Consider the following 22,692-nt stretch of genomic DNA (forward strand, 5'->3'; position numbering starts at 1 on the left):
CGCCTAGAGGTCCGGCATATGGACCCGGAGAACCGGCTGGGCGGCCACCTCACCCCGGGCAGGTAGATCGACGACCTCGACGCGCCAGCCCGGGGGCAGGACTCGCTCCAGCCGGCCCGCCACGCGCTGCATGGGCGTACTCGAATAGGTGTCGGACTCGAATCCGGTCACCAGATCGGTCATGCGTCAAACCACCTCTCAGCGTCGATCTCGTCGTTGACCGCATGGCGGTGCAGGAGTCTCGCAGGGGTATCAGCTCGAGAGGAAATATAGGCGAAGGTAACGCTGCCGCCTCACGCGACTCTCTGACACCGAAAGATGTACCCAGAAAGAGACCGCGAGAATCGTCCGACGAACCCGGACGAACAGAACCGCCCGTACCGATTCGGTACGGGCGGTTCAGTGTTTGCGGGGGACTAGCAGTGTGATGCGCACGCCTTGGTGTGCGTGCGCATTCAGGACTGCTCGGGCGACTAGCAGTGTGATGCGCACGCCTTGGTGTGCGTGCGCGACTAGCAGTGTGATGCGCACGCCTTGGTGTGCGTGCGCATTCTGGACTGCTCGGGCGACTAGCCCAGGCGCTCCTTGAGGGCCTCGAACTCGTCGCGCACGCCCGAAGGCAGCTTGTCGCCGACGAACTCGAACCATTCCTCGATCGACGGGATCTCCTTGCGCCACTCGTCGGCGTTCACCGAGAGTGCCTCGTCGACGTCGGCGGCGACCACGTCGAGGCCGTCCAGGTCGAGATCGGCAGCCGAAGGCACATTGCCGACCGCGGTGGCCGTGGCGCCCGAGCGACCCTCGATGCGGCCGACGATCCACTCCAGCACGCGGGAGTTCTCACCGAATCCGGGCCACAGGAAGCGGCCGTCGTCGCCACGACGGAACCAGTTGACGTAGAAGATCTTCGGCAGCTTGTTCGAGTCGGCGTTCTTGCCGAGGTCGATCCAGTGGTTGAGGTAGTCGCCCACGTGGTAGCCGAGGAACGGCAGCATCGCCATCGGGTCGCGGCGCACGGTGCCGACCTTGCCCTCGGCGGCGGCGGTCTGCTCGGAGCCCATCGTGGCGCCCATGAACACGCCGTGCTCCCAGCCGAACGACTCGGTCACCAGCGGAACGGTGGTCTTGCGGCGACCGCCGAACAGGATGGCCGAGATCGGCACGCCCTGCGGGTCGTCCCACTCCGGCGCCAGGGTCGGGCACTGCGACATCGGGGTGCAGTAGCGCGAGTTCGGGTGCGCGGCGTGGCCCTCCGACTCGGGGGTCCAGTCGTTGCCCTTCCAGTCGATCAGGTGCTGCGGGTCGCCTTCGAGACCCTCCCACCACACATCGTTGTCGTCGGTCTGGGCGACGTTGGTGTAGACGGTGTTGCCCGCGTCGATAGTGGCCATCGCGTTGGGGTTGGAGCTGTGGTTGGTGCCCGGCGCGACGCCGAAGAAGCCGAACTCCGGGTTCACGGCGTAGAGCTGGCCGTCCTTGCCGAAACGCATCCAGGCGATGTCGTCGCCCAGGGTCTCCGCGCGCCAGCCCGGGATGGTCGGCTGGATCATCGCGAGGTTGGTCTTGCCACAGGCGCTCGGGAACGCGGCGGCGACGTAGTAGTTCTTGTTCTCGGGCGAGATCAGCTTGAGGATCAGCATGTGCTCGGCCAGCCAGCCCTCGTCGTGGGCCATCGCCGAGGCGATGCGCAGCGAGTAGCACTTCTTGCCGAGCAGCGCGTTGCCGCCGTAGCCGGAACCGAAGGACCAGATCTCACGGTCCTCGGGGAAGTGGGTGATGTACTTGGTGTCGCTGCACGGCCACGGCACGTCGGCCTGGCCCTCGGCGAGCGGCGCGCCCACGGAGTGCAGCGCCTTCACGAACGGGCGGTCGGTGCCCAGCTTCTCCAGCGCGGCGGCGCCCATGCGGGTCATCACACGCATCGAGACGACCACGTACTCGGAGTCGGTGATCTCCACGCCCAGCTTGGGGTCCTCGGCGCCGAGCGGGCCCATGCAGAACGGCACCACGTACATGGTGCGGCCCTTCATCGAGCCGCGGTACAGCTCGGTCATGGTGGCGCGCATCTCGGCGGGGTCGACCCAGTTGTTGGTCGGGCCCGCATCGGCCTCGGTGGCGGAACAGATGTAGGTGCGCGATTCGACGCGAGCCACATCGGAGGGATCGGACAGCGCGAGGAAGGAGTTCGGCTTCTTCTTCTCGTCCAGCTGCTTGAAGGTGCCTGCCTCGACCAGCTGAGTGGTCAGGCGATCCCATTCCGCGTCGGAGCCATCGGCCCAGACCACGCGATCGGGCTGAGTGAGCTCTGCGACTTCCTGTACCCAGGCGAGCAGTTCACTGTGCTCGGTCGGCGCCTTGCCGTCGGATCCACGAAGACCAGGAATGGTCGCTGAGGTCATGAAAACTCTCCTGAGATGGGCGGTTGTTCGATCCATCGATCGCCACCATGGGCGGGTAAGGCGTCCGCAGTGACCAACCGTCGCACAACCCCGATAGACGGCTAGGAAGGCCGTACACGGACGGTGGCCGCGCATCGACTGGCAAGAGCGGACGCCCAGGTTCCTGCCTCCAGGTTAACGCGATATGACGACCGATATGGCATCGGGCTCCATTACAGGTACCCACAGGTGTATCGGTCAATCCCGCGCTCACAGTTGATCGAGGGTGGCGATGTCGCGCTCACAGGCGGTCAGCTGTGCCGGACGCTCCGCGACGAGCCTGCGCGCGAGCGCGTCGAGTTCGGCGACACGCCGATCGACGGCGATCGCCCGCGCGGTCGATTCCCGGACCACGTGCTCGGCCAATTCGGCCTCGATATCCACCAGCACCGCGGCGACACGCTGTTCGAGCTGGGCTTTGATATTCACCAGCGCTTCGGAGACCCACTGGGCCATGTGATTGCGCTCGGCGAGTTGACCGCGGGCGCGCACGACCCAGGCGGCCGCGCCCGCGCCGAGCAGCAAGGTCACCGGGACGCTCGCCACGTCGAGAGTCGGCACCAACGACAGCGGCGCCACGACCAACCTGCCGAGCCCGACACCCGCCGACGCGCCGAGCGCGATCATGAGGTGATCTTCGACACCCCGGTGTCTCTTGTCGGGATCGGGACCGACCCGAGGGGCCGGATCACGGCGGCGAGTGGTCGGGGCGGTCGTGCCGATCCGGCGGGCGGCTTCGATCACCCGTTCGTCGATGACGGCGTCGACCGAGGCCGACAGTTCACCGGCGGCCTGCTGCAGGCGCTGGGGATAGGCGCGCAGTTCGGCGCGGTCGCAGCGGTCGAGTTCGGCGCGGGAACGGGTGTGCAGGGCGCGCACCATGGCGCCGAGTTCGGTGGTCAGGTCAACGCGGGAGAGCTGGACCTGGCTGCGCACGGCGGCCAGGCCGGTCTGGCGGCCGCCGTCGCGCTCGGCGACCAGTCCGATGCGCTCCTCTCTGATCCGCTCGGTGTCGGTGCCGGAGCGCAGCGCGGTGATCTGTTCGTCGATTCTCGCCCTGGTGTCGGCGAGTACGCGGGTGCGGACGGCGGTTCGACGCTGGGCGCCGTCGGTCGGGCGCCGCGCGGTGGCGGCGGCGAGGGTGGCGTGCAGTCCGGCCACGCCGGAGCGATCGAGCAGCGCCGAGTCGTCGGCGGCGCGGGCCGCGGCGGCCAGTCGGGCGGAGACGGCGACGATGTCCAGGTCGGTGATGCCGCGCGCGGCGAGCAGTTCGAGGTTGCGGACGCGGGTCGCGCGCCAGTCCTGATAGGCGTGAAAGCCGTTCATGGCGAGCAGGATTCGCTGGTCGGCGGCGCGGAGGCGGTCGATCAGCGCGAACATGTCGGCGCCGAGGACACTGCCCGCGTCGAAGAGGATGAGGGCCGCGGCGGGTTCGTTCTCGGGGGTGAGCGCCGCCGGGTCGGCCAGGTCGATATGAGGTTCGAAGCGGGCGAGTTCGGTGCGAAGGAGGGTGGTGTTGGCGTCGTCGGCGGCGTAGAAGGTGATGCTGGTGCCCTCGCCCGCCTCGGCCATCGCCCGCAGTAGCGCGCCGCCCTGCGGGTTCCACCGGTCGATCACCGCGTCTACCGCAGGCGAGAGGGCACCGGGATCATCGGCCGTTCCTCGGTCGGACGGGACCTCAGAGGCCTGCACTGGACATCCGCTCCCAGGCTCTGACATAGCCGTTGTGGACGCGCAGCGCGGCGCGCCGGGCGGCGGGCGGCATGTCGCTGGACACGACGGCACGCCAGCGGGTGGCGCGCGCGAGCGCTTCGTCGGCGTCGCCGGGCGCGGGCGACGGATAGCCGGCGGCCAGATGCGAGACCTGCGGGCAGGCCAATCCGGCACACATGCCGGCCCAGAGCGCTTCGTCGCCGGCGAGATAGTGCTCGATCAGTTCGCGGGCGCGGCCGCCGTCGCCGGGGACCGAGCGGGCGGCCAGTCGGGTCAGCTCGTCGAGCAGTTCGCCGCCACGAACCGCTTCCACCTGCTCGTACCGGCGGTGGACCAGCTTGTGCAGCGGATCGATCCCGCTGGCCGAGTGCAGGATCTGGATGATCGCCGACGCGGGCAGATCCGGGTCGGCGCGCAGAGCCGTCAGCGCGCAGTCCACGCCGTAGAGGTCCCAGTTGGCGATCAGCCGCCGACGGGCTTCCTGGTCGGAGCCGTCGCCGATGAACAGATCGGCCGCGAGTACCGAGGGCACATCGGGGCCGACCGCGAGCCTGCGCAGATCGCTCAGATCGGCGGCGCTCACCGCTCCCGCCCTCGTGCGGGCGGCGACCGAGGCGATGATCGGCACGATCGGCATCCCGAGTTCCTGTGCGTGCCGCTGTGCCGCGGCCACGGCCTCACCCCAGCGCGCGCCTACCGCGTCGGCCTTGTTGAGCACCACCACCCCGCGACCCGGCGGCACGGTGGCGAGCAGGCGATAGTCGGCGGCCTGCGGCGCACCGGCCAGTACATAGATGACCAGATCGCCGTCGAGGACGGGATCGGGCAGTTCGGGCTGATCGACCGGCGCGGTCTCCTGCGCCGACAGCAATGCCAGCGCGGCCATCACGGTCGTGCGCCCGCTGAGCGCACGCCCCGTGATCTGGATGTGCAGCGGACGACGACGGCTCGCCGCCGCTGTCGCGAGCTGTTCGGCGATCGCCGGATCACCCCCGCGACCTGCACCTAGAGCCGAGATCAGCTCGTCGAGCTGATCCGCGGGCCGTGTCTGTGCGAATTCGGTGGCTGTCGACATTCTGCACACCCCCTTTTCGGAGGGCATTGTGTCAGATCCGCGCCGAGCCGGGGCCGGGCGAACCTTCGGCCGACCTGGGCGGATCAGCGGTCCCATGAACTCGCCTGCGACGCACCCGCGCGCATGCTGGACAATGGACGCGTGAACGACGCCGCCGACCACGCCGAGCCGACCAGCCACAAGCTGTCGGAGATGCCGAACGACGCGGGCCGACGCTCGCTCACCGGCTCCAGGCTGTACCCGCGCGTGACGAGCTTCCGCACGCGGCGGGGCGCGCTGACGCCGAACCAGCAGGCCTCGTGGGACAACACGTGGCCGAAGATCGGGCGCAATGTGTCCAATGATCCGGTCGACGCCGACGCCTGGTTCGGGCGCGAAGCGCCGCTGGTGATCGAGATCGGCACCGGCACCGGCACCGCGACGGCCGCCATGGCCAAGGCCGAACCGCACCTGAATCTCATCGGCATCGAGGTGTACCAGCCCGGTCTTGCCCAGCTGGTTCAGCAGATCGAGCGCGAACAGATCGAGAACATCCGATTGCTGCGCGGCGATGCGGTCGACGTACTGGAGAACATGGTTGCCCCGGAATCGCTGATCGGCGTTCGGGTGTTCTTCCCCGACCCGTGGCCGAAGGCCCGCCACCACAAGCGCAGACTGCTACAGGCGCCGACTTTCGCCCTGATCGCCAGCAGATTGAAGCTGGGCGGAGTGCTGCACGTGGCCACCGACCACGCGGATTACGCCGAGCATATTCTCGAAGTAGGCTCCAAGGAACCGCTGTTCACCGGCCTGAACGACACCACCGGTGGCGACAGCGCCGTCAACCGCACTACCGCGCCGATCGGTTTCGAACGGCCCGTCACCAAGTTCGAAGGCAAAGGCCTGCGTGCCGGTAGCGCCATCAACGAGTTCATATGGGGGAAGATCGACAGATGAGCGTGAGTGAGATCGCCCCCGAGATGCCGGTGCCCGCCCAGGCAGGCTCCGGTTCCGAGGCGTTGAGCGGTTCCGATGTTCGACGTGTGCTGCTGGTCTGGGACGCGCCGAACCTCGACATGGGGCTCGGCGCCATCCTCGGTGGACGGCCCACTGCCGCTTATCGCCCCCGCTTCGACGCGCTCGGCCGCTGGTTGCTGGCCCGCACCGCCGAGATCTCGGTGGCCTCCAAGGGCCGCATCGAGGCCGAGGCCACCGTCTTCACCAATATCGCGCCCGGCACCGCCGACGTGGTCCGCCCCTGGGTGGAAGCGCTGCGCAACGTCGGTTTCGCGGTGTTCGCCAAGCCCAAGATCGACGAAGACTCCGATGTCGACGCCGACATGCTCGCGCACATCGCGACCCGTCAACGCGACGGCGGTTTAGCCGGCATCATGGTCGCCTCGGCCGACGGTCAGGCGTTCCGTGAACCACTGGAGGCCATCGCGGCCAAGGGAATCCCAGCTCAGGTGCTCGGATTCCGTGAGCACGCGAGTTGGGCCGTCACTTCGGATACCCTCGGGTTCGTCGACCTCGAGGACATCCCCGGCGTGTTCCGTGAACCGCTACCGCGGGTGAGTCTCGAGTCGCTGCCCGACGAGGGTGCCTGGCTGCAGCCTTTCCGGCCGCTGTCGGCACTACTCACTTCTCGCCCTGGTCAAGGAGTCGCTTAAGTGTTCACCCGCTGGGGCGATCTGGTCTTTCGGTTCCGCTTCGCCGTCATCGCTGTCGTCGGTGCGGCGTTGTTGGCGTTGGGCGCTTACGGCATGGGACTCGGCCCTCGCCTGACATCGAGCGGGTGGTTCGATCCCGGCTCGGAATCGGTGGCGGGCGCGCAGATCGCCGACGGCTCCTACGGACGCGACCACATGGCCGACGTCATCGTCATGTACAACGCCCCCGAGGGCAAAACGATCGATGACCCGGAGTTCCAGCAGAAGGTCGTCGGCAGCCTGACCACGGCCCTGGCCGAACACCCTGATCAGATCGACAAGATCAACGGCACCTATTGGAAGGTGGGCGACGCGCCCGCTGTGCCGTCGGCGTTCGGCTCCAAGGACAAGAAGCACGCGTTCGCCTCGATCGCCATCGTCGGCAACGACGACACCGTCATCATGGCCAACTACCGCGCCGTGCAGGACGTCTTCTACATTCCCGGCGTCGACGTGGAGGTCTCGGGCCTCCAAGCCATCGCGGTCACCCTCAACGACACGATCGCGCACGACACCAAACGGATGGAAGTGCTGGCCATCCCCGCGGTGGCAGTGCTGCTGTTCTTCATCTTCGGCGGCATCGTCGCGGCCGCGCTGCCGCTGGTCATCGGTGGTCTGACGATCCTCGGTGCCAACGGCATCGTCATGGCGCTGACCAACTTCACCGAGGTCAACTCCTTCGTCAGCGGCGTTGTGTCGATGATCGGCCTCGGCCTCGCGATCGACTACGGCCTGTTCATAGTCAGTCGTTTCCGCGAAGAACTGGCGGAGGGTTACTCCACGCGCGCCGCCGTCCGGCGGTCGGTGATGACCGCTGGACGAACAGTCGTGTTCTCCGCGACGATGATCATCGCCAGTCTCGGCGGCATCCTGCTGTTCCCGCAGGGCTTCCTGCGATCGGTCGCCTACGGCACCATCGCCACCGTCTCCCTGGCCGCACTGACCGCGGTGACGATCCTGCCCGCGATGCTCGCCGTCCTCGGCCCGCGCGTCGACTCGTTCGGCCTCAAGCGGTTCCGCAAGACCAAGACCGCCGAGCAGATCGAGAACGGCTTCTGGGGCAACACGACCCGCTGGGTCATGAAACACCCGCTCAAGATCGCCATTCCGATCACCGTCGGTCTGCTGTTGCTGATCATCCCGGTCAAGGATCTGGCGTTCGGCGGTATCAACGAGAAGTACCTCCCGCCGGACAACAAGGCCCGATCCGCGCTCGAGCACTTCTACGAGGTCTTCCCACAGAGCAAGACCGACCCGATCCAGCTGGTCTTCGTCTCCGACGACACGAACGCGATCGGTCAGGTCTGGAAGGAAGCCAACCAGGCACCCGGAATGGTCGGCCCGTTCGCCGTGCCGACCAAGTCGCCGACCAACCCTGAGGTGTTCCGCACCTCGGCGACCCTGGTCGATCCCACCGGCAACGCCGAACCGACGATCGACTACCTCCGTTCGATCGAAGTACCCGACGGCGTCACGATGTACGTCACCGGTCAGCCCGCGCTCATGGCCGACAGCATCGACACGCTGCTGGAACTGATGCCGTGGATGATCTTGCTCGTGCTGGTCACCACCACCGTGCTGATGTTCCTGACGTTCGGTTCGCTGGTGCTGCCGATCAAGGCCGCGTTGATGAGCGCGCTCGGTCTCGGCGCGACGCTGGGCATCCTGACCTGGATCTTCATCGATGGCAACGGTGCCGGGCTGCTGAACTTCACGCCACAGCCGATCAGTGCGCCGGTCTTGATGTTGATCATCGCGATCATCTACGGCCTGTCGACCGACTACGAGGTCTTCCTGCTGTCGCGCATGGTGGAGGCGCGCGCCCAAGGCGCGTCGACCACCGAAGCCGTGCGGATCGGCACCGCGCAGACCGGGCGGATCATCACCGCCGCCGCCCTGATCCTGCTCGTGGTGACCGGCGCGTTCGCGTTCTCCGATCTGGTGATGATGCAGTACATCGCCTACGGCATGATCGCGGCGCTGTTCATCGACGCCACCGTGCTGCGCATGCTGCTGGTCCCCGCGATCATGAAGCTGCTCGGCGACGACTGCTGGTGGGCGCCGAAGTGGATGAAGCGCATCCAGGAGAAGATCGGCCTCGGCGAACCCATCCTCGACGACGAACGCCCGGAACACGGTGGCGTGGTCGACCTGGTGAAGACCACCCCGATCACCGACCCGCCGACCATGCAGATGACGGCGGTCCCCGACTCCAAGCTGGCGCGTACGCCCCGCAGGCCGCGCACGGTCGCCGAGATCGAGGCCGAGGCACCGACTCAGCGCATCGACAAGATCACCGATGCCGACTCCGCTGAGCCCGCACGCGCGCGCCAGCCGATGTCGCCAGATCCGACGCGCCCCCGTGCCTCGATGTTGTCCTCGGGTGAGCCGACGCGCGAATTGCCGGTGGTGAAGCCGGGTACGCCCGCGAAACCTGATGCCGAAGGCGCCGCGAAGCAGGAAGACGCCGAGTTCGAACTGCCGAAGTACGTGTCCGGCGAGCCGACTCAGGTACTCCCGATCGTGAAGCCGGGTACGCCGAATCCCGCTCAGGGACACGGTGATTCGACCCCGGATACTGCCGCGGACGAAGACCGTGGCTATTCGGGCCCCAGCTTCGGCACGCCTCCCGCACCCCACACCGACCTCGGCGACCCCGAAACCGGACCCGGTGGGGCCACTCGCTCCACCAACGGGCTCGGACAGACCAACGGCACCGCCGACTCGCCGTCTCGTACCGCTACGCCGGACACCGCCTTCGGTATCACCGAAACCACCGGTGGCCCTTCGATTTCCCGTCCGGCCGGCGACAGCGGGTCCGACCTCGACCTGCCCGGCATCGTCACCGAGGCCGCGCCGCGTGGCTCCTCGCGCGTGCAGCCACCTACGGGGTACACCCCGGGCGTGATCGGCGAAACTCCGCCGACGCCTCGGGTGTCAACACCGAACGAGACCGGCGACGGCGCCGGATTCGGTACGCCCCCGGCGGATTTGCCGCAGCGGCCGAGCATCGTCCCCCCGGCCCGGCCGAGCACGGCGACCCCGCCGCCTCGCGGAATCGTCCCGCCGGCCGCACCGAGGATCGTCAACACGCCGCCGAACGCGCCGACCTCCGCACCTCGCGCGGGCGACACGGCACCTCGCGCGGGCGAGCCGACACCCGCACCCCGTACGGGCGACACGCCTCCTCGCGCTGGTGATACTCCGTCGGGCGGAACCTTCAACGGGTTCAGCCCTGTGACGGCGTCGAATCTGCGGCCGGTCACGCCCGACTCCCCCGCGCCGGATTCGGGCATCCCGGCCGAGCCGAGCCGTCCGTCCGACCAGGCTGATGCCGCAGTGCGCGAAGCGGATTCACGCCCGCACGGATTCGCGTCACCGAGTCCCGATCTCTCGGCCGCGCCCGGCACGCATCGTGCCGAGCCGCCCCAGGGCGATGCGGCGCGTGCGGAGACCGAACCCGATTCGCCGATCCCTCCGCGGAGCGTTTTCGGCACTGCGGTGCCCGTCGAACCACAGCCGAGCACTCCGTGGAACAACGGCATGACCAGCCCGGGCACGCCGCGTGGTTTCAATACGCCCGATCAGGACAGCGGACCACGGTTCTCGCCGGTCACGCCCTCCTCGCAGGACAGTGCGAGCGATCGCATCCGCCCCGCCGTCGATCACCCGGCCGACTTCTCCGGTGCGTCGAATCCGTCCGGCGCTCAGTCGGACTCGGCTCGCCAGGCAGACATCGTGCGCCCGCAGGTGGCGCCGCCGGGATTCACCGAGGTCACGCGCGATACTGCTCCTTCACCCCGACAGCCGGATTCACCGGCGAGTTCGCCGATCCAGGGCGGCAACGGTGAAACACCGGCGACAGGTCGGGAAGCAGCCGACGAGGCACCGACGACCGACAACGCCGGTCGGTGGCAGGCCCCTTCGGGTTTCACCGCCGTCCCGTCCCCCGCCGCCTCGCCCTCGGAGCCGTCCACCGAGGTGTCGCCGGAGACTGCCGGTGCGGCGGAAACCGATTCCACCGCACCGGAATCCGGCGAACCCCCGGCCGACACTCGCAACGAGATCGAGAACTGGATGGCTCAGTTGCGCTCGTCGCGCCGCGGTACCGCCGCGGACGAAGGTCGCCATCATGGTGCTGAAGGCCGGACGGTCAGCGTGAACGAACTTCTGCGTCGGCGCGAGGACGACTGAGGGGCGGGTCTGCTCAGGGAGCCTGGCGAGGCTGCGCCGCGTCGGCGAAGGCGCGGGCGTAGCGGGTTCCGGTGAGTAGCAACAGGATTCCGACCGCCAGGAACGCGGTGACGCGGATCAGGCCGGACAGTGTCGCGAGGTCGAACAGGAACAGTTTCGCCAGTGCGGCCGCGGCCACCAGCAGGCCGGAGACCAGGCAGACTTTCGCGACGGCGGGCGAGCTGGACAGTCGACGCAGACCGTAGAACAGCGAGCCGGTCGCCGCGACCATCCACACGATGGTCGCAAGGCTGTGGCCGACAATGAAACCGTCTGCGCCGCCGAGAGATACGCCGAGGGATACCGCGGCGACCAGCACGTAGTACAGCCCGGCGATGCTCACCGAGATCCACACTCCGGTGACGAGCGCGGGATCGTCGTACCGTGGCAACCGCGGCACGGTCCACGCCACCATCGCCGCCACGCCCAACCCGACCACCGCGGCCACCGCCGTCGAGGTATCGAGGTTTTGGTCCGCGAGTCGTTGCAGCGCCAGCGTTTCCGGCGTAGCGATCGCCAGCATTACCAGCCCGCCCAGCAGGGCGAACGCGATACCGAGCCCCGCGGCCACCCGCGTTCGACTCGCCGCGGCAACCGCGAGGAACGCGAGACCGACCGCGAACAACATGGTCGGCAGCAGTCGAGGGTGACCGCCCGTCGCGATCGTGCAGGTCTGCAACAGGGCGACAGCACCGGTCAGCCCCGCCACCAGCGCCGTGTGCCGGGCAATTCGCAACCGTCCGACCAGCCCGTCCGGAACGACCGCGGCACTCGCGGAGCCCGGATCTACCTTCGCGGTGTCCACTGCCGAATCCCCGTGCCCGCGAATCTCGGCTGTCGCCGTACGAAGCGGGATCAGCACCGTGGCCGCCAGGCCGAGGAGTACGGCGGCGAACACGGCGGTGATCGAAGCGCTCACCACCCGGTCGAACAGCACCGCGGCGGCGAGCACCGGAAGCGCGGTCAGCGCGATCGTGATACTCGCGGTGATGTCGCCGGACCTGCGTCGCACCGCGAGCAGGGCGCCGACCAACCCGACCACCGCGCAGGCGATCGCCGCGACCAGCAGTCCCTGCCGCTGCTCCGCCTCGGTACCGGAGATCGCCCCTTCGATCCCGCTCAATGCCACCATCCCCAGCACGGCGAGCACCACCGGCAACGTGCGCGCCACGTGCAGCGCGGGCCAGTTCCTGCGCATCTGCACCGGAACCCCCGCCGCCTGCAACACCACCAGGAACCCGAGCAGCATCAGTTCGGTCGTCAACGCCGGTGACAACACCGCCGCACCCAACACCACCCCCACCGCCAACGGCTGAGACTGCCACCGCACCGCGATCCCCAACCCGACCAACGCCACCCCGAGCGCCACCGCGAGCCCCACACCACCAGGAATCCACCCGTAATACCCGGTCACCGCGACAACATCCAGATACAACCCGGCAATACCCGTGGCCACCAGCGCAATTCCGCCGACACGACCACCAGGGCGCCCGAAGACCCGCCACCCGAGCCCGACCAGAACCACCGACAGTGCGGCCCCGGCAACAACTCTCGCCACCGGCCCGAAGAACCCCGCCTGCGCGGCCAACACCAACAGCATCAGCACACCGACCAAGGTCACCCCGACCCCGGCCACCGCGAGCACCCGAGAAATGACGCCTTCCCGCTGCCACCACGGCACCCGAGTCGTGCGCCCCGGCCCGAATTGCCCGCGACTCCCGGAACTTCCGACCCACCCCGGAGCGCCACGCCCTGGCGTCCCCGCCCAACCGGCCGGCTGCCCGACCTGCCCGGATGGCACAGCTCGCCCACCCTGCGGCCCAGCGGGGCCAACCCATTTCGGCGGCGGCCCCGCCGCGCGGTAAGACGTGGCGGGTCCACCGGGCATCCCGTTCGAACCCACCCAGTTCGGAGCCACCCCACTCGGCCCAGCGCCTACCTGCCCGCCGTACCGCACACCTACCGGCCATCCCGCCGGTCCGTACGCCACACCACCAACCGGACCTACATAACCGTGCCTTGTACCCGGAACCGTCTGCCCCGCAACACTTTGCGTACCGCCGGCACCTGATGCAGTACCCGGCTCCGGAGACACGCCGACTCGACCGACCTCGCCCACACCAATCCCATGCACCCCGGACACCGCATCCGAATCAGCTTGCTCAGCATCCGAACCCGCGGACGTCGCCTCCGAACTCCCCGCGCGCGACACCTCCCCCCGCAACTGCGCGGACAGCACATCCAGATCGCCCCCGAGCTGCCCCATCCGGACGCCGAGCGCGGTGAACTCCCCCGAGAGCCGCGCAACCAGCGCGGGATCGATAGCGGTACTCATAACCCCATAGTCGGCCCGAAAAGACCGCCGAACATGAGTAGAAACCCCCGCCCTACCCGCTGTTCCTACCCGAATTCACACCTCAACCTGTGAACTGCCGACCAGCTGAGGGCCGGGTCACGACCCCAAGAACCGTCTCCACTGAACCATCAACGGATACTTCGCCGTGACAGAGCCGAACCGGATACGCCCATGCACGACAAGATGCAGCGGCCCGATCGGCGGCCCCGTACGGACCTTGTTATTAGCCGAAGACCCCACCAAATCCAACCCGTTGAGGTCAACAGTCGCGGCCGCCGGCACAAGCAGAGTCAAACTCGTGCAGTAATCGTCGACCTGGATTTCAACGATCTGCGTCTGCATGACCGCCTCGGTGAAGTCCAAGGTGACACTGGACATCAGGTTGTTGAGATGCAGCACCGGCGGTACCTGCCACGGCCCGCGTCGATTGACCCCCGACAACCGACTACGAATCGCGCTCGGATTGGACCCACCGGCCGGAACCGGAACGTGTCGTGGACGCGGCATAGCGGCAGGCTGCGGAGTACCCGCCACCCGCATACCGGGCAGGTCGACCAGCACGGCGTTGAGTTCACCACGGGTCTTGGCGGCCAGCGCGGTATCCATCCGCTCGGTGAACTCCCCGAGCGAGAGCATGCCGAGCCCGACAGCTCGCTGCAGCAACTGCCCGACATGTTCTCGTTCGGCATCGGAAACACGCAGCTCACGGTCACCGACGGGACCAGCCGTCGCGGCACCGGGTACGAAGAGGGATTCAGGACCGCCCATGCCATCGAGGGTAACCAGCCACACCCACGTAGCGCATCAGGGCAAACCCCTAATCACTGCGACTACTCGAGCCCCTGTTCGATCGCGTAGCGCGTGAGCTCGACCCGATTCGCCAGCTGCAACTTGCGCAGCGTCGCCTGCACATGGTTCTCCACCGTCCGATGCGAAAGGTTCAATCGGGTAGCGATCTGTTTGGCCGACAATCCCTTGGCCACCATCCGCAACACCTCGGTCTCCCGGTCGGTCAACGACGGCCGGTGCGGCTGATCGGCGGCCGCCGGCGCGGTCGCCATTCGCCGATACTCCCCGAGTACCAACCCGGCCAATCCGGGCGTGAACACCGGCTGACCTGCGGCGGTGGCCTTGACAGCATCGATCAACTCGGCAGCCGACGCGCTCTTCACCAGGTACCCGCTCGCCCCTGCCTTGATCGCGTCGAGCACGTCGTCGCGCTCGGCCGAAGCCGACAGCACCAGCACCCGGCTATGGGGCGAAACCCGCAACACCTCGGCGGTAGCCGCGACCCCGGTGCCATCGGTGAGCTGCATATCCATCAACACCACATCCGGCCGCACGGCCGCGGCGCGCCGAGAAGCGGTGCCGACACCGTCCGCGGTGGCCAGCACATCGAAACCGGCTTCGGCGAGATCACGAGAAACACCCTCACGCCACATCGGATGGTCATCGACCACCATCACCGTAATGACCGGCATCGCCCAGCTCCTCTTCTCAGCGCGCCGGGTGGCGCGGAATCCGGAATTCCCACTCGGTACCGAGGTCCTGCCCCTCGGTCAGCAACTCGGCGCTACCGCCGAGCGCCTCGACCCGCCCGACGATCGACCGCGAAACCCCCATCCGCCCTTCGGCTTCGGCCGCTCGCAGGCGCCCCGTCGCGATCCCGACTCCGTCGTCACGCACGCTCACCACCAGCATGTCACCGGTGTCTTCCAGCAGCACATAGGCTTTCGCGTCGGCCCCGGCGTGCAGCGAGACATTCGACAGCGCGGTGGTCACCGCCGCCGCGATCTCCTGCGCGACCACCCGCCCGACGAGCACCGGATCACCCGGCGTGGCCACCGACACCTCCGGGGTGGCGCGTGCGGTCAGCAACGGCCGCAGATCCACCTCGCCCGAATCGGGGTCGGGCAGCTCCGCCTGTTCGGAAAGCAGCACGCGCAACGCCACCTCCTGCTCCCCGGCTCGCTGCGCGAGTTCTGCTGCGGGCCCACCTATTTCGCCGCCGCGCCGCTTGATGAAGGCCAGTACCTGCAGCACCCCGTCGTGCACCTCGCGCGCCAATCGCTCCCGCTCCTGCGCCGCCGCCGTGATCCGCAGGGCCCGTTCGAGCTGACCCTGCGCCCGCCGAGCGGTATTGGCCGCGAGTCCGAGCGCCAACCCCACCGAAACGAGCACCGGTGCGGTCGCATCACCCCAGACGTCCTGCCCCCACTGATCCCGCACCGTCACCACGACTGCCGACATCACAAGCCCCGCGACGACACCCGCGACGGGACCGCGCAGAATCGCCATGGAGATCACCGAGTTCGCGATCCACAACGTCGTGGGCAGAGTCTGATGGCCGTGGTACCAGTCGTAATCCGCGACAAGCCGAGTCGAGGCGATCAGCGCGATCGTCACCACCTGATCGCCGAACACCACCCAGCCGCGGATCTTCCCGGTGGCCTCGGGGAAGTACCACTGCGACAGCAACAGCGCCGAACTCCCCGACCAGATCGCCATCACCGCGATCAGCATCCAGCTCAGTCGCGGATGGTCGTAATACGGCACCGACGCGATCTGCTGGCCGATCGCGTACAGCAGCGTGACCAGCCGAAACGCCTGCGCGGCCCGCCACAGTGGCGCGGTCGCGGCGTCGGCCGAGCTCAACTCAGCTGTGTGGGTCCGCATCGCCTAACTCGGCTTCTTCCATGCGCAGCCGCGTCGCCACGTCGAAGCGGCCCGGCGGTTCGGGTTTGTCGGGCTCGGCGGTGAACCGTTTTCGCTCTTCGGTGCCCACTAGCTCGCCGAACGCCTCCGCCGGGCTGTCGGCGAGCAGGTATCGAATCGCGGTGTTGCCCACCGCGATCAGCGGCACCGCGAGCAGCGCCCCCGCGATCCCACCGACGACCAAACCGGCGGTGATGGCGAGCACCACGGCCAGCGGATGGATGCTCACGGCCCGCCCGAGCAGCAGCGGTTGCAGCACATGGCCTTCCAGCTGCATCACCGCGATGATGATGCCGAGCACGATCAGCGCGGTCACCAGACCCTTGGTGACCAGCGCGATGAACACCGCGACGAACCCGGCGAAGAACGCGCCGATAATCGGGATGAAGGCGCTGATGAACACCAGCGAGGCCAACGGCAAGGCCAGCGGCACATGCAGAATCGCGAGCCCGGCCCCTATACCGATGGCGTCGACCGCGGCCACCACCACGGTGGCGCGCACGAAACCGACCAGCGTCCCGAAGCCCAATTCACCAGCGGTGCGCACCTTCTCGCGGTGCACGGTGGGGATGATCCGGGTGACGAAGTTCCAGATCTGATCCCCGCCGTAGAGGAAGAAGATCAGGATGAACAGGATCAGGAACGCGCCGGTGAGGATATGACCGATGGCGGTGGCGGTGGTGAGCGCGCCGCTGGTCAGGCTCTCGCGGTTGTCCTGAATGGTGCGCACGATGGTGTCGCCCGCGCTGCGGATCTGTTGATCGCTCAGGTGTGGCGGACCGTTGATCAACCAGTCCTGCACCTTGTGCACGCTGTTGGTGACCTCGTTGGACAGCCCCGGCACTCCGTCGACGAACTGTTCGACGACAAAGGTCAACACCCCGGCGAGCAGCCCGATCGACCCCAGCAGCGCGACGAACACGCCGAGCGAGCGCGGGATCCCCACCCGCTGCATCCAATCGACCAGCGGCGCGAGCAACGCGGCGGCAAGCAACGCGATGGCCAGCGGAATCACCACCGTGGCGAACTTCTGCACGAGCATCCCCACCGCGAGCAGCGCCCCGAAGATGATCAGCAGCCGCCAGCTCCACGCCGCGGCTTTCCGGACCAGGGGATGAACTGCCTCGGCGTCCGAGCGCCATGGTGTCGACGCGGTCCCGGAATCTACCTGCTGGTCGGTCACTCGACAGAGCCTATCGGTCCGAACGCTGGATCGGTGCTCGCGTCGGCGCCTCGGAAAGAGGTTCTGACCACAGTTCCCCCTTACCGCGATCGCCCGGCCGACCGGATCCGGCGATCGCCTGCCTGTCGAGGACAAACCCGCATGTCAGTGCCCGAACAGGCCAGCCAGGGGGTAGATCGGCGGTGATCCGGCCGGCCGGCAGGCAACCTCGGGGGTCTGCCCGCCGCGCAACCGCACGAGTAGCGCGAATTACCCTGCAAGCCAGCGCCTTTCATATATAGCCGGAGCGAATTACTGGGAAATCGCGCAGAGGTTTCCTCGGTTTCCACCCAGTAACGGGCGAGCGTAGGTGCGATAATGCACACCCGGTCGCCTGTCCTGATCACCTGGGCACGTGGTCGGATAGATTGGCTAGCGTGTCAGCGCCACTTGAAGCGGTCAAACAGACCATGCGAACGCGCTGGCCGCTGTACCTGACGTCTGTGCTGCTGGCCAATGCCTTCGGCGCGGTGCTGGTGTGGGCCTTCATCCAATATGGCCTGCCGGTTCCCGAGGGCGATCCGGGTGGGGTGCGCCAGACCGGTCTGCTCGCGCCGCTGCTCGTTTTCGGTGTCGCCGCGGTGTTGAGCATCTTCGCCGCCGCGCTCATGTTGCGGCCGGTGATGCGCTGGCAGATGCGCGGCGGACCGCCGAGCCGACGCGAGCAGATGGCGGCGCTGCATGTGCCGCTGCGGCAGTCGATCGTGCACCTGGTGCTGTGGGTCATCGGCGGCGGGATCCTGGCCGCGCTGATCATCTCCGAATCGCCCGAACTGGCGGGCGCGGTGATCGTCACCGAATGTATGGCCGCCACCATCGTGTTCGGCTTCACCTACATGCTGGGTGAGCGCATTCTGCGCCCGGTCGCCGCCGAGGCGCTGACCGAGGGCACCTTCGACCACACGCTCACCCCCGGTGTCGGCACGCGCATGGCGATGACCTGGGGCATGGGTACCTTCGCACCGACCATCGCGATCGTGCTGCTGTGCGTCACCCAGATCTCCTCGGATGTGAAGTTCTCGGCGAAGTCCCTCGCGATCTCGATCCTGCTGCTGTGCGGCGTGGTGATCCTGCAGGCGCTGGCCTTGTCGATGCTGACCGGCTCCTCGATCTCCGACCCGGTGCGTCAGCTGTCCCAAGCCATCAACAGGGTGCAGGCCGGCTCGCGCGATGTGCAGGTGGAGGTCTACGACGGCAGCGAGATCGGGCTGCTGCAGGTCGGCTTCAACCGGATGATGGACGAGGCCGCCAAGCGGCGCAAGCTGCAGGAACTGTTCGGCCAGCACGTCGGTGAGGACGTGGCGCAGCGGGCACTGGACTACGGCACCGAACTGGGCGGTGAGACCCGATTCGTGGCGGTGTTGTTCGTGGACATGGTCGGCTCCACCGCCGCCGCTGCCGAGCGCCCGCCGACCGAGGTGGTCAGCCTGCTCAACGAGTTCTTCCGGGTGGTGGTCGACGTGATCGACAGCCACCACGGTTTCGTCAACAAGTTCGTCGGCGACGCGGCGCTCGCCATCTTCGGCGCCCCGCTGGATCGCCCCGACGCGCCGAGTGCCGCGCTGGCCGCGGCCCGCGATCTGCGCGAGGCGCTGCGCGAGGTGACCAGCCTCGACATCGGCATCGGCGTCTCGGCGGGCCTGGCGGTCGCCGGAAACATCGGCGCCGCAAATCGATTCGAATACACCGTGATCGGCGACCCCGTCAACGAGGCGTCGCGGCTCACCGAATTGGCCAAAGATCATCCCGGCCGCGTTCTCGCTTCGGGCAGCGCGCTCTACTTCGCCGACGAAAGCGAGCAGGAACATTGGATAACCGGAGACGAGGTCCAATTGCGCGGCAGACGCAGAAAAACCCGCCTGGCCTGGCCGAAGTCCGCGATCGCCGCGCCGCGCATGGACGAGGAAGAACAGGCACGTTCGCTAGGCTGAGACCGTGACGGCCGACGGCGACCTAGCAGGCGCACCGGCCGGGCGCCGCCGCCGCTTCCGGTGGGTCAAGTGGGTGCTCGGCGCGGTGATCCTCGCGCTGCTCGTCGGCGAAGGCTTGTATCTGTGGCCCCGCCTGCACGAATCCTGGCGCACGCTCACCGAGATCCACTGGGGCTGGCTGTTCCTGTGCATCGTGTTGCAGGCGATGTCGATGAGTGGATTCGGGCGGGTGCAGAAGCAACTGCTGCACGCGGGCGGGGTGGACGTCAGCCAGGGGAAATCGGTCTCGGTGGTCTACGGCGCGACCGCGATGTCGCTGACGCTGCCCGCGGGCCAGGTCTTCTCCACCGCGTTCACCTACCGCCAGACCCGGCGCTGGGGCGCGAGCCCGATCGTGGCCTCCTGGCAGCTGGTCTTCTCCGGCGTGGTCGCCGCGGCCGGCCTCGCGCTGATCGGAATCACCGGCGCCGCACTGGTCGGGCAGGGAATCGGCTTCAAATTCGTCGGCTCGCTGGTGGTGCTCGGCCTGGTCCTGTTCATCGGCAACTATCTGGCCCGCCATCCCGGCATGCTGGAGTCCATCCTGCGGCGGGTGCTCGCGCTGATCAATCGGCTGCGCAAGAAGCCCGCCGACCACGGCATCGCCAAGCTGGCCGAGATCCGGGCCCAGCTCGAGTCGGTCGAGCTGGGGAAGAAGGACGGGGCGCTCGTCGGGGTGTGGGCGCTGGTGCACCGATTCGCCGACGTGGCGTGTCTGGGCGCCGCCTGTTTCGCGGTCGGTGCCGACCCCAAGTTGTCCGGGCTGCTCATCGCGTTCGCGGCGGGCAAGGCGGTGGGGTCCATTCCGTTCGCCCCTGGCGGCATCGTCTATGTGGATGCCACGTTGATCTACGGTCTCACCGCGGGCGCGGGGCTGCCTGCCGCACAGGCCGTGGCGGCCGCGTTCGTCTACCGGCTGGTCAGCTTCATCCTGGTCGCCGTGGTCGGCTGGATCGTCTTCGCGTTCCTGTTCCGCACACCGCAGGCCGACGACCACGAGTACGAGCAGGAATTCAAGCAGCAACGACGAATCTGATCACCGCAGCGCGCGAATGGCCGCTCGCCAACCCAGCAGGAACAGCGCGAGCACACAGGCCGCGACGATCATGAAACTCAGTGCGACGCCCTGACCGCTGATGGCGCGCAACGCCATCCCGCCGACGAGCGTGCTCGCCCAGATCAGGATTCCGGTGGGCCACAACGCCGTTGCGTCGAATCGTGTATCCCGCGCGGCGTACACCGCCAACACCCAGCCGAGAATCAGCCCTACCCCGAAGGGCCACACGGTTTTCAGCAGACCGGCGATGACAGCCTCATCGTGACTGCGCCTCCCGATCGCGCAGAAAATGATCACCAATAAAGCATCGATACCGAACGGCGCGTATCTCTTCACGGAAAGCAGCGTAACCGCTCAAGATCGACTTCGAGACCGGGTTCATGCCCACTGATCAGTGGTAACCCTGTGCTTACGGCTCCGGCGTCGCCAGTGATTTCAGCAAAACGGCCGCGAGACGTGAAGTGGCGTCACCACTGTCGACATCGGCGATGTGCACCGCGAAGACCAGATCGCCCATCGTCGCCAGCAGCCACCCGTCGGCGCCACCCGTCGCGGCGAACGCGGTGACATCGCGGAATCCGCGCAGTGCGGTGGTTTCCGGCTTGTTGATGCCGTCGTTCATCATTGCGCGCAACCGGTCGACCGCCGGCTGTGGCAGCGCGGGAACAGGCGAATCGGTGGCGCCCGGATTACCTGCCACGATCATCGGCGGCACCACCGAGCCACGCGAGATCGCGGCGGCCGCGATGGCCATCCCGAAGGGGCTGACCTGCACGGCGTCGGCGCCCGCGCCTTGGCGCACCTGTTCGGTGCTGCGGCCGGGTGCGCTGATTCGCCCGGTCACCTCGTCGAGCCCGGCCACCTTGAAGTCGACGCCGACACCCAGCGCGGTGGCCGCCTCGGCCGCTTCCTGCACGGTGACGTCCTGTGGCGGCTTGTTCTTGGTCGCCGCGGCGACGGTACGAAACAGTTCCATCGTGCCGCCCGCAGGGAACAGCCCGGTGAAGGCGATCGGACCCTTCTCGGTGGCGTAGGAGTTCTGTGCCACCGCGACGACCGCGCCGGTCGAGGGCTGGATGGCCACGACCGTGGCCGGGGTCCCCGCGCTCACCACCGCGTCTTCGGCGGCGCGCTGTAGACGCTGGTCCATCGTCGCGGCGATATCCGGCCCGGAAGGTCCCTGATATCCGGCCACCTGGTTGACGAACCTGCCATCGGCCTCGAAGATCTGCACACCCCAGCCCGCGGTGGCCTCGAGACTGTCCTGCCACACCTTGCGCAGCGCGTCGAGCATCGGCGAGCGCGTGCGCCGGTCGGCCGAGATCAGTTTGGGCTGCTTCTCCATCACCACGCCGGGCACCTTGGCCATCCGCGGTTCCAGGATCGCGAAATCCCCGTCGCGCAGGTTCACCGCGACGATCGGCTGACCCTGCGAGCCCGCCAGCTGCTGCATCAGCGACGGCCCGGTGATCAGCGGCGCCACCGGTTCGATGGCGTCGGCGAGGGCGTTGGTGGTACCGACGAGATCGCCGGTGCGGCTCGGGTCGATCTTGATGACATTGAGCGTCTGCTCGGTCATCAGCGCCTCACCCGGCAGATCGACGACCTTCGGCGGCGGCTTCGCGGTCGTGCGCACGAGCTTGACGGTGCGGTTGTCCGTCAACTGCGGCATCACCACCGCGGGCTCCCAGGAGATCCGCCAGCCGATGGCGAGCTTGCGAACGGTGCCCTGCAGTGTGTAGGTCCAGTCCTTCTTCTCACCGAAGTTCCAAGCGACCTCCATGCTGAAGATCGCCGACTGCTTGTCGAGGTCGATCACCTGGGAGGCTTCGTAGTCGACGGTGCCCGATTGCAGGCCCTCGAACATTTGCTTCATGGTTGCCGAAGCGGCGGCGGGGTACGAGGTCAGGTCGGCGGCCTTGCCGTAGTCCTTCTCATCGAGGAGCTCGGTGAACCGTTGGACCACCGTCTCCGACTCGCTCGTCTTCCCACCCACTCCGCACGAGCACAGCGCGATGGCGAGGGTCGCAACCCCCGCGATCGCCATAGCGCCCCGGACGCGAAAGCGGCGGGATCCCCACACATCCATATCGCCCACTCTTCACTCTTGCCACTCCGGTAACAAATACACCGTACCGGAAGTTGACCTGTCTCCAATGCCCCGGTCAGTCGGGATACTCCCCGACCTCGACACCTCGATTGTGCCGGAAATCTCGCCCTGATGA

General features: G+C 67.7%; 15 protein-coding genes and 1 pseudogene. 5 read left to right on the plus strand and 11 right to left on the minus strand.

The features are described 5' to 3' along the window. Window positions 1-3: 3 nt before the first annotated feature. From ASD42_RS31405 to ASD42_RS31420, 4 genes are all read right to left on the minus strand, one after another. Window positions 4-183: a hypothetical protein gene (locus ASD42_RS31405; RefSeq protein ID WP_056823702.1), complete on the minus strand. Its 180-nt coding sequence runs from the start codon at window positions 181-183 to the stop codon at window positions 4-6. Between the two features lie 386 nt (window positions 184-569). Continuing rightward, window positions 570-2,399: a phosphoenolpyruvate carboxykinase (GTP) gene (locus ASD42_RS31410; RefSeq protein ID WP_056823705.1), complete on the minus strand. Its 1,830-nt coding sequence runs from the start codon at window positions 2,397-2,399 to the stop codon at window positions 570-572. 249 nt (window positions 2,400-2,648) lie between these two features. Beyond that, the gene (locus ASD42_RS31415; protein ID WP_235569903.1) at window positions 2,649-4,130 is read right to left on the minus strand and encodes a hypothetical protein; all 1,482 of its coding nucleotides are present in this window, start codon (window positions 4,128-4,130) and stop codon (window positions 2,649-2,651) included. Then, entirely contained in the window at window positions 4,117-5,226 is a 1,110-nt protein-coding gene (locus ASD42_RS31420; protein WP_056823709.1) for a hypothetical protein, read from the minus strand. Before ASD42_RS31420 ends, ASD42_RS31415 begins: the two co-directional genes overlap by 14 nt. Window positions 5,227-5,418: 192 nt before the next feature. On the opposite strand from ASD42_RS31420, the gene trmB reads away from it, so the two are divergent. The 3 genes and pseudogenes from trmB to ASD42_RS34710 form a co-directional block, all read left to right on the plus strand. Beyond that, window positions 5,419-6,162, plus strand: coding sequence for a tRNA (guanosine(46)-N7)-methyltransferase TrmB (gene trmB, locus ASD42_RS31425; RefSeq protein ID WP_442938702.1), 744 nt, complete (start codon window positions 5,419-5,421; stop codon window positions 6,160-6,162). Continuing rightward, complete coding sequence (locus ASD42_RS31430; protein ID WP_082844190.1) at window positions 6,159-6,875, plus strand: NYN domain-containing protein; 717 nt, start codon at window positions 6,159-6,161, stop codon at window positions 6,873-6,875. The genes trmB and ASD42_RS31430 overlap by 4 nt, the downstream gene beginning before the upstream one ends. Beyond that, window positions 6,876-9,464: pseudogene (locus ASD42_RS34710) on the plus strand (MMPL family transporter); the annotation flags it as partial. A 1,657-nt stretch (window positions 9,465-11,121) separates the two neighbouring features. Here the strand turns inward: ASD42_RS34710 and ASD42_RS31440 are convergent. The 5 genes from ASD42_RS31440 to ASD42_RS31460 form a co-directional block, all read right to left on the minus strand. Continuing rightward, window positions 11,122-13,035 carry a DUF2339 domain-containing protein gene (locus ASD42_RS31440; RefSeq protein WP_084787386.1) on the minus strand — a complete coding sequence of 638 codons (1,914 nt, stop codon included), beginning with the start codon at window positions 13,033-13,035 and terminating at the stop codon, window positions 11,122-11,124. 564 nt (window positions 13,036-13,599) lie between these two features. Continuing rightward, on the minus strand, window positions 13,600-14,271 hold the full coding sequence (locus tag ASD42_RS31445; RefSeq protein ID WP_056823714.1) for a DUF1707 SHOCT-like domain-containing protein: 672 nt from the start codon (window positions 14,269-14,271) through the stop codon (window positions 13,600-13,602). 62 nt (window positions 14,272-14,333) lie between these two features. Beyond that, complete coding sequence (locus ASD42_RS31450) at window positions 14,334-14,984, minus strand: response regulator (protein ID WP_056823717.1); 651 nt, start codon at window positions 14,982-14,984, stop codon at window positions 14,334-14,336. 16 nt (window positions 14,985-15,000) lie between these two features. Further along, window positions 15,001-16,179 (minus strand): MacS family sensor histidine kinase, encoded by a 1,179-nt coding sequence (macS, locus tag ASD42_RS31455; protein WP_056823720.1) that lies wholly within the window; start codon window positions 16,177-16,179, stop codon window positions 15,001-15,003. Then, window positions 16,160-17,401: an AI-2E family transporter gene (locus ASD42_RS31460; protein WP_056823722.1), complete on the minus strand. Its 1,242-nt coding sequence runs from the start codon at window positions 17,399-17,401 to the stop codon at window positions 16,160-16,162. The genes macS and ASD42_RS31460 overlap by 20 nt, the downstream gene beginning before the upstream one ends. 416 nt (window positions 17,402-17,817) lie before the next feature. Here ASD42_RS31460 and ASD42_RS31465 point away from each other — a divergent pair, with 416 nt between their 5' ends. Together ASD42_RS31465 and ASD42_RS31470 are read left to right on the plus strand one after the other, a co-directional pair. Continuing rightward, window positions 17,818-19,371: an adenylate/guanylate cyclase domain-containing protein gene (locus tag ASD42_RS31465; protein ID WP_435830330.1), complete on the plus strand. Its 1,554-nt coding sequence runs from the start codon at window positions 17,818-17,820 to the stop codon at window positions 19,369-19,371. 4 nt (window positions 19,372-19,375) lie between these two features. Then, entirely contained in the window at window positions 19,376-20,446 is a 1,071-nt protein-coding gene (locus tag ASD42_RS31470) for a lysylphosphatidylglycerol synthase transmembrane domain-containing protein (RefSeq protein ID WP_056823725.1), read from the plus strand. On the opposite strand, the gene ASD42_RS31475 is transcribed toward ASD42_RS31470, so the two are convergent. Together ASD42_RS31475 and ASD42_RS31480 are read right to left on the minus strand one after the other, a co-directional pair. Then, window positions 20,447-20,803 carry a DUF3054 domain-containing protein gene (locus ASD42_RS31475; RefSeq protein ID WP_056823728.1) on the minus strand — a complete coding sequence of 119 codons (357 nt, stop codon included), beginning with the start codon at window positions 20,801-20,803 and terminating at the stop codon, window positions 20,447-20,449. It lies immediately after the preceding gene. 73 nt (window positions 20,804-20,876) lie between these two features. Then, complete coding sequence (locus tag ASD42_RS31480; RefSeq protein ID WP_235569905.1) at window positions 20,877-22,556, minus strand: NTF2-like N-terminal transpeptidase domain-containing protein; 1,680 nt, start codon at window positions 22,554-22,556, stop codon at window positions 20,877-20,879. Window positions 22,557-22,692 lie beyond the last annotated feature (136 nt).

It is taken from the genome of Nocardia sp. Root136 (assembly GCF_001427185.1).
Classification (GTDB): domain Bacteria; phylum Actinomycetota; class Actinomycetes; order Mycobacteriales; family Mycobacteriaceae; genus Nocardia; species Nocardia salmonicida.